The organism is Limnospira fusiformis SAG 85.79 (assembly GCF_012516315.1).
GTDB classification, from domain to species: domain Bacteria; phylum Cyanobacteriota; class Cyanobacteriia; order Cyanobacteriales; family Microcoleaceae; genus Limnospira; species Limnospira fusiformis.
This window is the reverse complement of record NZ_CP051185.1, coordinates 1,625,402-1,637,838: the sequence shown is the minus strand read 5'-3', so window position 1 is coordinate 1,637,838 and position 12,437 is coordinate 1,625,402. Positions and strand designations below refer to the sequence as shown.

General features: G+C 45.9%; 9 protein-coding genes and 1 riboswitch. Of the genes, 2 read left to right on the top strand and 7 right to left on the bottom strand.

Annotated features, from left to right (window positions below; translation table 11 throughout):
- Positions 1-28: 28 nt before the first annotated feature.
- The 6 genes from HFV01_RS07795 to bchD form a co-directional block, all read right to left on the bottom strand.
- The gene (locus HFV01_RS07795) at positions 29-2,068 is read right to left on the bottom strand and encodes a serine/threonine-protein kinase (protein WP_006624561.1); all 2,040 of its coding nucleotides are present in this window, start codon (positions 2,066-2,068) and stop codon (positions 29-31) included.
- Positions 2,069-2,146: 78 nt separating this feature from the next.
- The gene (locus HFV01_RS07790; RefSeq protein ID WP_006670734.1) at positions 2,147-2,332 is read right to left on the bottom strand and encodes a hypothetical protein; all 186 of its coding nucleotides are present in this window, start codon (positions 2,330-2,332) and stop codon (positions 2,147-2,149) included.
- A gap of 56 nt (positions 2,333-2,388) precedes the next feature.
- Positions 2,389-3,495, bottom strand: a complete 1,107-nt coding sequence (gene cax / locus HFV01_RS07785; RefSeq protein WP_006670733.1) for a calcium/proton exchanger — start codon at positions 3,493-3,495, stop codon at positions 2,389-2,391.
- A gap of 169 nt (positions 3,496-3,664) precedes the next feature.
- Positions 3,665-5,707 carry an NAD-dependent DNA ligase LigA gene (ligA, locus tag HFV01_RS07780; RefSeq protein ID WP_006670732.1) on the bottom strand — a complete coding sequence of 681 codons (2,043 nt, stop codon included), beginning with the start codon at positions 5,705-5,707 and terminating at the stop codon, positions 3,665-3,667.
- A complete protein-coding gene (locus HFV01_RS07775) occupies positions 5,704-6,666 on the bottom strand; it encodes an Npun_R2479 family HD domain-containing metalloprotein (protein WP_174447142.1) in 963 nt (320 codons plus the stop codon). The genes ligA and HFV01_RS07775 overlap by 4 nt, the downstream gene beginning before the upstream one ends.
- 255 nt (positions 6,667-6,921) lie before the next feature.
- Entirely contained in the window at positions 6,922-8,910 is a 1,989-nt protein-coding gene (bchD, locus tag HFV01_RS07770) for a magnesium chelatase ATPase subunit D (RefSeq protein WP_006624555.1), read from the bottom strand.
- Between the two features lie 291 nt (positions 8,911-9,201).
- A riboswitch (cyclic di-AMP (ydaO/yuaA leader) is annotated at positions 9,202-9,363 on the top strand.
- Positions 9,364-9,466: 103 nt separating this feature from the next.
- Between bchD and HFV01_RS07765 the strand changes: the two genes are divergently transcribed.
- Both HFV01_RS07765 and HFV01_RS07760 read left to right on the top strand, forming a co-directional pair.
- On the top strand, positions 9,467-9,751 hold the full coding sequence (locus HFV01_RS07765) for a hypothetical protein (protein ID WP_006670730.1): 285 nt from the start codon (positions 9,467-9,469) through the stop codon (positions 9,749-9,751).
- A gap of 94 nt (positions 9,752-9,845) precedes the next feature.
- On the top strand, positions 9,846-10,328 hold the full coding sequence (locus HFV01_RS07760; protein ID WP_006624552.1) for a pentapeptide repeat-containing protein: 483 nt from the start codon (positions 9,846-9,848) through the stop codon (positions 10,326-10,328).
- 51 nt (positions 10,329-10,379) lie between these two features.
- Here HFV01_RS07760 and HFV01_RS07755 read toward each other — a convergent pair whose 3' ends face one another.
- Positions 10,380-12,191, bottom strand: a complete 1,812-nt coding sequence (locus HFV01_RS07755; protein ID WP_048895434.1) for an ABC transporter ATP-binding protein — start codon at positions 12,189-12,191, stop codon at positions 10,380-10,382.
- Between the last annotated feature and the right edge of the window lie 246 nt (positions 12,192-12,437).

Sequence of the window (12,437 nt, the reverse complement as noted above, 5' to 3'; positions counted from 1 at the left end):
CACCCCCCCATATAACTCCCCTCTGGGGCTACAGCTTTAGCTGCCAGATTTTAATGGTTTTATCCTCACTACCACTGGTGAGGATTTTGCCGTCTGGGGTGAGGGCTAGGGCTGTGATCAGGTCTCCGTGACCCCAAAGGGTAGTGATTATTTCCCCGGTGTTGAGATTCCATAAAACAATGTGATCGCCTCCAGCAATTAAAGTTTGGCCATCTGGGGTAATCACTAGGGATTTCACCGGGCCTCTGTGTCCCTCAAAAACCCGCAGTTGTTCCCCTGTGTTAGCATTCCACAAGCGCACGGTTCCATCATCACTAGCGCTGGCGATGGTTTCACCGTCGGGGCTATAGGCGATCGCATTAATACTATCTCCATGGCCAGTAATTGTCAGTCGGCGACTACTATCACCGACATTGACATTCCATAATCTGATACTGGCATCTGCACTAGCACTAGCGAGAACATTACCCTGGGGATTGAAAGCCAAAGCATTAACCGGGAGGTCATGGGCGAGAATAGTTGATAATCGCCGACCATTGGTATCCCACAGAATAATAGTCCTGTCTTCGCTACCACTAGCTAAAATTTGACCGTTGGGACTAAAAACCAAAGCATGGACACTTCCTGTATGTCCTTCAATAGTACGTTGACGCGATCCCCACCACATACGGATAGTTTTATCATTACTACCACTGACCATAATCTCTCCATTGGGGGAGAATGCTAGGGCCCTTACCCAACTCGAATGGACGCTTTCGGGATTAAAAACCTCTCCAGAATGGATACCCCAGCGTCGAATTGTGCCAAAAGTTCCCGCAACCAGAGTTTCACCGTCTGGGGCGATCGCCAAAGCATAAACCTGCCCTAAAGCCTCCTTATGCCCCAGTAGCCACATACGATTAGGCCACCCTCTAATCACCAACATAGGGTTAGCCGGAATTAAGCCATAGCGCCGATAACCGTCTACCTGGGTATAAATCAACCCCCCCATGGTCACAATCACACTCAGAATACCAATAGCCTTGAAGGGAATCTTAATTTTCAGTTCACTGAGGTGGATTTTCGTCTTCAGCTGTTCTTTCTTTTTACCTTTGGTATCTGATTTGGGATCTTCTCTTTCATCACTATCGCGGGGTGGCGGATTAAGTTCCACTTCAGCTAAACACTGGAGAACTACCCCAGGGTTCTGGGGGCGATTTCCCGGAAATGGTGCCATCAGATAATCAAGAACATCCGCCAATTGTTTCGGGATATTTGGCGCACCCTTACGCCACAAAAGTTTCCCAGTGCGAGGATTTTCTGGGTAAGCCGTGGGGGGTTTTCCCGTCAACAGATAAACAAAAGTCCGACCCAGGGCAAAAAAGTCCGACTGAGGTACTGCTTTCCCGTTCGTTTGTTCTGGCGGCGTATAACCAGGGGAGACAATTCCTGTGGCGCGTTTCTTATCATTATCCTGTTCGCCGGAGCCATTTGAACTAAACCCCATAATGGTCTCGGTCACTTCCCGCGCTGTGCCAAAATCAATTAACACCAGTTGACCATCAGGCTTTCGCATGATGTTTTGAGGTTTAATATCTCGGTGAAAATACTGTAAACTGTGGACGCGATCGAGAATTTCCACCAGTTGTTTTAGCCAATCCATGGCTAATTCTGGGCTAATGGGTTCTTTTTTGCGCTCCTTCATCCACTCCTGAAGGTCTAACCCTTCGATTTTCTCCATGACTAAACAATGCAGCGGCGACTCATCTTTCGGCATAAAGGTAAAGTAGCCATCTTTATCTACTTTAGGGATGCCGGGATGACTAAGTTCACTCAAAACTTTCGCCTCTTGTTTAAACAGAGCGATCGCCTTGGGATGTTCTTTGAGGAGAACTTTTAAAACTTTGCGAGTCTTATCTTTTTGGTCGAGAATCTCAAAAGTTTGACCAAATCCTCCCCCACCCATCTTTTTGATAACACGATAACGACTCTGTATAAACAGATCAGAGCCACACTGAGCGCAAATGCGTCGTTTGGCATTCGACTCATCATCGGGTTTAGGGCATTTGGGATTGAGGCAATAACTCACGGAAACACCTTAACACTTGCAAGCCCTGCCTGTTCAAAGCAGGGAGGAAAAGCCAAGATCGGCTTTAGCCACCTACCGTCAAAATCCATAGACATATCTATCCTTTTTGGCAATCGCTTGGGAATAGGTGCTTAGACATTGAAAGGAAACAGTAGCAAACTGGAAAGCATAAGCCTCGATCGCGACTTTCAGGAAGGCGGCCATATAAAGACTGCTACTATATATGATAATTCTAGCCGATACCGTTGCAACCCAGTATAACATTTTGGCTCCTCGATACTAATTAGCGACCAAAACGTGGCTTGTTGGTTGGGGGTGGGTTACAACATGACGGGATGAAAGAAAAAGGCTATTCCTAAAACCATATATGCAGCCAGCAGCAACACCCCTTCCAACCAGTCCGACCGGCCGTCAGAACTTACCGAATTAGCGATCGCCACCGATACAGCCACAGCTATTAACTCAAAGGGATTAAAGTCTAAATCCATTGGCTGATTTAGCACCAACCCCGCCAGAACTAACACTGGTGCTACAAAGAGGGCAATCTGTAAACTCGAACCTACAGCCACCGACACCGACAGATCCATTTTATTTTTCATAGCAACCGTCACAGCCGTGGCGTGTTCGGCTGCATTCCCAATAATCGGAACTAGGATCACCCCGGTAAATAGTGCTGTCAAACCCAGACTCTCGGTAGCCTCTTCCAGAGTACCTACCAACAGCTCCGACTCAACCGCCACCATAATTGTAGCCACTAAAAGCACCACAATCCATAATTTTAGATTGATTTGATGATGAGGTTCCCCTGATATTTCTTCTCCCGTTCCGGGTTCTACTTCGTTTTCTGCTAATCCCACATCATATAAATAGGAGTGGGTTTTCATGGAAAATAGTAGGGTGAGGATATAAACTATAATCAACACTAGCGCCACCGCACCGGACAGAGTTTGCATGGTGCTTTCCTCTATGCCGCTGGACGTGACATCTACGGCGGTGGGAACTAATATAGCAATTACTGCTAAGGTCATGGCTGAGGCATTCAGACGAGCCACTACTGGGGGAAATTCTTGTTCTTTGAACCTTAATCCTCCCAGAAACATGGCTAAACCCATTACCAGTAATAAGTTGCCAATAATTGACCCGGTAATGCTGGCTTTGACTACCTCTACCAATCCGGCTTTGAGAGCGACAAAACCGATAATTAATTCGGTAGCATTGCCAAATGTGGCATTCATTAACCCTCCTAAATTAGGGCCGAGAACTACTGCTATTTCTTCGGTAGCTGTACCCATCCAAGCCGCCAGGGGAATAATGGCTAGGGCGGCGGTTATAAAGATTATAGTGGCTCCCCAGTGTCCATATTCGGCGACAATGGAAATGGGAATAAAAATGAGCAGCAGGGAGATGATTTGATTGGTTTTGAGCATATATTTCTATGGCGCTTTTAGAGGTATATTTAATCGGATTGACTGGCTAAAAGTAGCAGAAATATAGTTGAGCAAGCCCTGAATATGTCACCCGGATTGAGATTGGTAAATTAATACATCAGTTCAATGATGATGATTTGTGGCTTTAATTTACACCCTAAATCATGGCTTATTTTGCCATCTCTAAAAGCTCTAATTCGGATAACTCTGCGATACCCAGATTTTGAGCTTTTGCTAATTTCGATCCCGGCTTGTCTCCTAATAGTAAATAATCGACTTTTTGGGTAACAGAATTAGTTACTTTTCCCCCAGCTTTCTCAATGATAGATTTAGCTTCCTCTCGGGTGAGAGTAGGTAATGTTCCGGTAAGCACAAAGGTTTTTCCGGCGAAAGGTTGCGCTTGGGGAGTAGATTTTAGTGCAGTTGACGGCACACTGGCAAGCTGTAAACCAGATTGTTCAAGTCGATCGCATAAACTGATATTAGCAGGATTTTGGAACCACTGATAAACAGAAGTAGCAATTTCCGCGCCGATACCATAAACGCCTTCTATTTGTGCGGAAGAAGCCGCCGCCAAACTCTGACAACTCGGGAAATTTTGAGCGAGTAACTCAGCATTAACCTCTCCGACATAGCGAATACCTAGACCATATAATACTCGATGCCAGGGTTGTTTTTTAGAAGCGGCGATCGCCTCCAGAATTTTCTGGGCTGATTTTTGGCCCTGGCGTTCTAAGGCAACCAACTGATCCATATTAAGATGATAAAGGTCAGCGACCGATCGCACCAATTGAGTCTCAACCAATTGCTGAACCAGCTTTTCCCCAATACCATTAATATCTAAAGCCCTTCTTCCGCACCAGTGAATAATAGAACCGCGCACAATAGCCGGACAAGAGGAATTAATACAGCGGGTGACCGCCTCCGGTGGAGTTTTTACCACAGTTTCCCCACACTCAGGACAATGAGTCGGCATAGTCACCAGTTTAGCGCCAGTTGGTCGCAAATCCGGCAATACTCGCACCACTTCCGGGATAATTTCCCCAGCCTTACGGACAATTACCGTATCGCCAATATGTAGGTCTAATTCAGTCAGGCGGTCTTGATTATGAAGTGTAGCGCGTTTAACAGTTGTTCCAGCTAACTGTATGGGTTCAAGTTCAGCCACCGGAGTCAAGGCTCCAGTACGTCCGACCTGGAAAGTAACTGATATAATCTTAGTGGGCAATTCTTCCGCCGGATATTTAAGGGCGATCGCCCAGCGGGGAAATTTTCTCGTTTCTCCCAACTGTTTTTGGAGACTGAGGGAATTTAGCTTAACCACCACCCCATCAGTCATATAGGGTAATTCTCGGCGCTGAGTTTCCCAAGTATTAAAATACTGCTGAACTTCCAGCAAAGATTGACACAGTTGGCGATTAGGATTGACTTTAAAGCCCATTTTTGGGAGCAACTCCAGACAATCCCAGTGATCATGTAAATTGGGGGAGTCTAGGTGTAGAGTATAGGCGAAAAAATCCAAGTGTCGAGCAGCCACAATGCGGGAGTCAAGTTGTCGCAGAGTTCCGGCGGCTGCATTACGCGGGTTAGCAAATAGTGGCTCTCCGTTTTTTTGTCTTTCCTGGTTAATTTCCGCAAAAATACGGTTGTAGAGGAAAGCCTCCCCCCGAACTTCCACCACAGGCGGCGGGTTATCCAGATGTAATTTTAGGGGAATAGAGCGGATAGTTTTAATATTTTGGGTAATGTCTTCCCCAGTGACTCCATCCCCACGAGTCGCACCCCTAACTAATATGCCATCGTGATAGGTGAGAGCGATCGCCGAACCATCTATTTTGAGTTCACAGATATAGTTATTATCTTCCGCTGCCCAGTTACCAAGAAAACGTCGCCATTTTTCATCCCAAGCCTGGAGTTCTGCCATATTAAAGGCATTTTCCAGGCTATAAAGACTGATATTATGGCGTACAGACTCAAACTGAGTAGCGGGTTTTTCTCCGACTCTCTGGGTAGGACTATCAGGAGAGATTAGTTCTGGGTATTGGGTTTCGAGTTCTTGCAGTTCCCGATATAGGCGATCGTAAACCCCATCCTCCATAGTCGGAGCATCCAGAACATAATAGGCATAACTAGCCCGTTGGACAGTTAGCCTCAACTGTTCAAGTTTTTGGGAAATTTCCGGGGTTGGGGTTTTTGGTGTTTGGTCGTTCACAAATTCAAATTAGACATTTCGCTAAATTTGGGTAGGTCTGAACTACCGTTTTTGTCGCCATTGTAGCCATTTTCTTCACCAATGGATGAATTATCTGGCAGATATTTCTCGCTTTCGCTGAGGATACGCCGTTCATTTTCCACCTGGAAAACGTTAGCGTATAGGTTAGCCACAACTTGTTTCCCTTCCTGGGTCAGTTGTAAATATCGCAAGGCGGCGGGAATGTAGGGAAATACACCATTCCAGTAGAATTTGGCGTAATTATTACGGAGGTCGCCGGGGGTTTTGTAACCTAGGACTTTATTAGTCCCGACTTCTTCAAATTCGTAGAATAGGGAACTAATCTTTTTGAGGTAGCGAGGGTCACTGAGTTGACCGATTAAATCAGCCGCGCGCGCGAGTCCTGAGTAATTCTGGCGGTCTTGGTGAGTTTCATCAGCCGGGACGGGAAACCGGGTTAGTTCAATGTTGCGTTTAATTTGTTCCGCATCAATTAGTTTATGACCACCAAAGCGTTCATCTATGACTAATTTACCGCGATCGACATGGTAGGGAGTCAGACTAGCCGAGGTTGCGCCTGAACTTATGGAAACCATACCATCATCAATTCCTGTCGCATATAAACCATTAGCGTCTTGGTCTCGCCGACATACTCCTTTCACATAGCCGATATCATGACATAGGAGTGAAATGGTAAAGTGTAACCAGTCTTCTGGCGTGACTCCCCCCTCTCGAATATGCTTCCCGCGCAGAATTTCTTGTCCTACTAGGGTGACAAGCATAGTATGTTCGACATTGTGGTATAAAGCGTCACAGTTGGCGATATTTTCCAGAGCCATTGTGCCAGCCCAAGCAATTATTTCGGGGTAGTCTGGTTTAAATCCCCCATAGGTACGGCGGTAACCAGCCTGTAGGCGTTGGACGAAGGCATCAATGAGAATGGCAGTAGCATTAAACATACTCATAAATTTCCACTCAAAACACTATTGGTTAATCCTGAGCATTAGGAAGCACAATATTAGTCTAGGGTTGGGACTAACTGTTTTCCGGTATTATAGGCAAATTTTTACCAGGCGGACAGATGACCAATTGACGGAATTTCTGAGACCCTGGAAAACCTCTAGCAACCATGGGTAAAACCTGCCTGGGGATGGCTTTTCCCCAGAATGGGAAATAACAGGTTCCATGGAAAAAACCTATTGGTTATCTATACTTTAACCGATCGCATCACGAATGGCATTTTGAGTCATAGCTGCGATCGCCTGATCCGTGGCTTTGGGTAAATGATAATACTTACCTCCTGCGGTTTTCGCCAATTCCTTGGCAAAACCTGTCGAGACAAATTTATTTTCGGTATCAATTACTAACAATTGAATACCCAAACCACGAATTTTGGCAGCAATTTCCAGCAATTCCCCTTTAATATCCGGTTTTTCACCTTCTAAGATAGGTTCACCGAGCGATCGGGCTAAGGGAATGTTACCTCGGCCGTCCGTAATTGCTACAATTACCACCTGTCCGATATCTCCAGACTGTTTAGCATTCATCCCCACCCGCACCGCTTGAGTTAGTCCGTGAGCCAGGGGAGACCCACCCCCACAGGGCATCCTTTCCAAGCGTCGTTTGGCGGCCGCAATTGACCGAGTAGGCGGTAACAAAACTTCCGCCTGTTCCCCTCGGAAGGGAATTAACGACACCATGTCGCGGCTCTGGTAAGCCTCAGTTAATAGCTGCATTACCGCGCCTTTGGCTGACTGCATCCGGTTTAGGGCCATAGACCCGGAAGCATCCACCACAAACACCACCAAAGCCCCGGACTTTCTGGCTAGGCGCTTAGATCTAATATCCCCCTGTTCTACCACTACCCGACGTTCAGGATATCGTAACCGTCGCGATCGCTGATAGGGTGCTGCCGCCCGTAGGGTAGCATCTACCGCAATGCGTTGTACTTTACCCTTGGGTAGCATGGGTTTAACATACCGACCGCGATCCTCTGAAAAAATCATACTGCGGCTGCCAGTTTTACCCTGTCGGTTTGCCATTTGCGAGAAATACAACACCGTTGGATCTAGCACCACCCCTTCCGGGTCAAACACAAACTCTTCTGGGATGCTATTTTCTTCTTCTTCTGGGGGTTCGGTTTCCGGTTCTTCGTCTTCGTCTTCGTCCTCTGGTTCCGGTTCGTCCTCACCTTGGGGGGGTGGTGGGGGTGGGGGTGGTGGCTGTTGTTGTTCTTCGGGGGGGGTCTGAATTACTGTGGCTCTCGGTACAATAACTAATTCTACCGCCCGCCGCAAGTCATCAGCATTAACGCTATTTCTACCATCTAAAGCCGCCGAAGCCTTAGCTACTCGCACCGCAAACAGTTCCGCCCGGTGTCCGGGAACTACCCCTCTGATGGCTTCTTCTACCAGGTACAGAATTTGCTCTGAGGTGATGGTGACATCTTTTAGCCATTCTCTGGCTAGGAGAATTTGAGTTTTCAGGTTATCTAAGTCTTCTGTATATTGCTGGAGAAATGCCTCGGGAGACTGGGAATAATCGAGGGCTTGGTCTACTGCTTGCACCCGTTGATCTAAGCTCAGGACTCCATCAGCAGATAGGGCTATGGCAATGCGATCGAGTAAATGGGTTCGCAGGGGACCTTCTTCCGGGTTATAGGTCGCGATAAATAGGGGTTGGCAGGGATGTTCAAAGCTGATCCCTTCCCTTTCAATGACGTTGCGCCCTTCCGTTAAAACTGTTAGCAGCAGGTTGGCTATATTGTCATCGAGGAGGTTGATTTCGTCAATGTAAAGGACTCCTCGGTTGGCTGTGGCTAATAGGCCGGGTTGAAATACGGTGTCGCCCTGTTTAACGGATTTTTCTACGTCTACTGAACCTATCAGCCTATCTTCTGTTACCCCTAGGGGAACTTGTACAAAGGGCGCGGGGATGATTTCGGTTTCTGGGGTGGGTTCTCCCGCTTCCCAGTTGGGGGGAATGTTGGCGATCGCATCTTTTACTACTTCTAGGGGCGGTAATAAGGCATGAAGGGCTCTGGCCATCACTGATTTAGCGGTTCCCCGCCGTCCAGCAATTACCACACCTCCTAAGCCGGGATCAACTGCGGCCAGCAGCAGGGCAAATTTGATCGCTTCTTGTCCCACCACGGCGGCGAGGGGAAATGTTGTTACAGTTGGGGCGCTAGGGGGCGCAGACATGGTTCTTGTCAGTAGTGGTCAATTGCTAACTCTAGCACTAAAGGGGAAATTTTCCAATTGACATCCTTCCCCACAACCCCCCTGTTGAGTTTTTCTCAATGCAGGGCGATCGGCGATCGCTTCCGAGATCTAGCCACCCTTCCCCCTGAGAATATCATCCGTTGTTTCCCTGTCAAAAACAATTTGCACAATTTATTGACAATTTGATATTTGGTAATTTAGAATAGGATTATATAGAAAACAAACAGTCAGCCTAATCCGGCGAAAGTAAAATATTGCCGTTATGTACTTTTCGAGCAGGTGCAGACGCGGTGATGTGGTCGGAGCGGAGGAACCAAATTTTTGGGGCTAATCTCGCAAAGTGTTTCTGTCAACAACCGACAGAGATAAAGAGAAGGGCAACTCTCAGCCCTAGCCCGTCAGCTAACTCCGTAGGCATTGAGAGGAGGCTGAGGCGCACACTTTCTAAGACAATTAGATAGCTTGGCAATTCAGTTTCCTTAGGTTGGTATAGACCTGGTTTGTTATACCCACCCTAGATTCTGAGCGGTTAGTGATGACACCTAAAATACCCCTGTCTTTAATGACGCTGCCTGGACAGGCGACGTACATAGGTTTCCTGCGACTAAAAAGCAGTGACCTAGTGATAATTGGAGCGATCGGCTGCATTACCCTGGTAATTTTGTGGTGCATTGTGAATACATTTATCACCACATTAATGCCAACTCCCGCCCTACCAATGTTTGTAAATGGTAGCCTATCAACCTACCGTTTATTCAAAAACTATCAGGAGGTGATTACCGTAGTTAGTAAATATGTTAACATGACTGTAGCCTATTGAAATCAATAAAAGGGGCTAATAGATTTAACATGAGTTAGCCCCCTATATAATATAGTATGATGTCAAAGTCGGGCTAGTATTGGTCAGGTTTTCGATGAAATTAATAGTTATTGTTCCCGGTCTTCTGGCTGTAATAGGGTTAGGAATTGAGGCGATCGCCGCCCGACCCCGAGACATCCAACAATTGCTAAATACCAAACAGTGTCAGCAGTGCGATCTCAGTGGAGCCAACCTACAGGAAGCCGAACTAGACGGCGCGGCTCTCATAGGTGCTAATTTGCAAAATAGTGACCTGCGGGGGGCAAAATTAAGAGGTGCGGATCTAAGTTCAGCCAACCTAATTGGCGCAAATTTAGCAGGTGCAGACCTGCGGGATGCCAGGTTACACAGCACCACCCTTAGACAAGCTAACCTTTCTAATAGTGACTTATCCTGGTCAGATATGTATCGCGCCTTTCTGGAAGGTGCTAATTTAGATCAGGCTAATTTGAATAATGCCAACTTAAATAATGCTAGATTAGAGGGGGCGACCTTTTGTGGCGCGATTATGCCAGACGGTTCAGAGGGTCCCTGTTAATAGTGATTAAAGCTCTTGTTAAAGGGGGGGCTAATTTTCGCCCCCTTCTACTCAAATCACGTCCCCAGTTTCTTGGAGTGCGTGTAATCTCCGATAAATTCCCCGGTGATTAAGTAACTCATCATGACTACCGATCTCGACAATTTTACCATGATCTAATACCACAATTTTATCAGCTTCCCGAATGGTACTGAGACGGTGAGCCACAATAATTGTAGTCCGAGTTCCCAGAATATTTTGCATGGCTATTTGAATGGAACGTTCTGATTCATAATCCAAGCTAGAAGTAGCTTCATCAAAAATCAAGATATCAGGATTGACTAACAATGCCCTAGCAATACCTAACCGCTGTTTTTGCCCCCCAGACAGGCGCATTCCTCGTTCTCCCACAGTAGTATAATAACCCTTATCAAGTTGATTAATAAACTCATCGGCTCGGGCAATTTTACAGGCTTCGTTAACTTCATCTAGGGTAGCGTTAGGGTTGCCATAGGTGAGGTTATTTAACAAGGTTCCATTGAAGATATCAACATCTTGATGAACGATAGCTAAACGTCGCCTATAGGCGGTCACATCCAAATCTTGGATATTTTCACCATCGATTAAAATGCGACCCTGTAATGGTTCAAAGTAGCGAAATAATAGCTTGACCAAGGTAGACTTACCGGAACCGGAATGACCCACCAGCGCGACAGTTTGACAGGGTTCTATAAACAGGTTAATATCCTGCAAAACTGGTTTTTCTGGGATATAGCCAAAGGTTAAGTTTTGCAATTCAACTTTACCCTTAAAGTGATAGGATACCTGATGATTTTCCGAGTTTAATTTGATGGCATCTTGTCCCTCTTTCAACTGCATAAACTCATAAAAACGCACCATAGAAGAATAGCGTCGCGCAAAAACTTCCGCCAATAAACTAATGGGAGTTAGTTCAGAATAAGCCATGCTAGAGAGGGTATAAGTAACCACAAAATACCCCAGAGACATTTGCCCTCCAAAGGTAGCAAACAAAGTAAAACCCAATACCATAAATAAACAAAATTGCACCGTTGTATTTTGGTAGGTAGCGAGTTTTACATAGTCTCGGTGAATGCGATGGATAACTACGGTTAACTCTCGGTTTAGGCGAGTGCTTTGTCGTTCAAGTTCCTGATTTTCGGTAGCAAAGGCTTTGACAGTTTTGATGTTAGTGATGATTTCCGAGTTGCGACTTTCGGTGTTTTCTTGATGGCTGTCTAGTCGGGTTTCTAATCTAATGAGATGTCGAAGTTTGACGAGGGTAAAGGACAGAATAAAGACAAAAGACACTAAGAAAAATATGGCTATTTGCCACTTAATGAAAAAAATCACTATGAAAATACCGATGACTCGCACGAGTTTCGGGATTAATTGACCTGCTATTTCTGGGTAAGTCCAGGTATGGTTAGTTATGCCTTTGGTGATGCGGTTAGCAATGCGACCGGGGTTATTTTCTTCGTAAAATTCTAGGGGTAAAGTCAAGATTTTTTGGAGAGCATTCTGATGCTGGTCTCGCCGCGCAGCTAGGGGGATTAACCAGTGAAACCATGAGCCTAACCAAGGCTGAATAGGTGCTTTGATAACGGTGACTAAAAAAATGATACCTAGTAATATGATTAAAGCTGTGGTCTGTTGGTCTGGTAGCCCAGTGGCGGAGGCGATCGCTGTGACTGTTAACTGTATGAAGCCATCTGCACCTTGACCAGACAGGACATTTAAAATCTGTCCGATCGTATATGGTACTAGCAAATCAATTAGTTCAAAAAAACTCGATGCACTGATACTAAGAATTGCTAATAAACGATAATCTCGATAGTATTGACAAATTTCTCGAAAAGTAGCCATGACTGCGAAAATGGTGTTTTTAATGTCAGTGAAAATATCAAAGTCACCATTATAATAGATTTCTGACAATTTGGCAGAGGTCTTGGCAGAGGTCAAGGGGGGAGGACTAGCTAACTTAACCAGTCTCCCCTAGGTAGGCGATCGGCTGGGGGCATTGTCAAGGGAAAACTATACCTAGCAAGCATTAGATATTGTATAATTATTGTTTGGGTAAAATCTAGGTAGGTGAAGAGCGACGATCTCCAA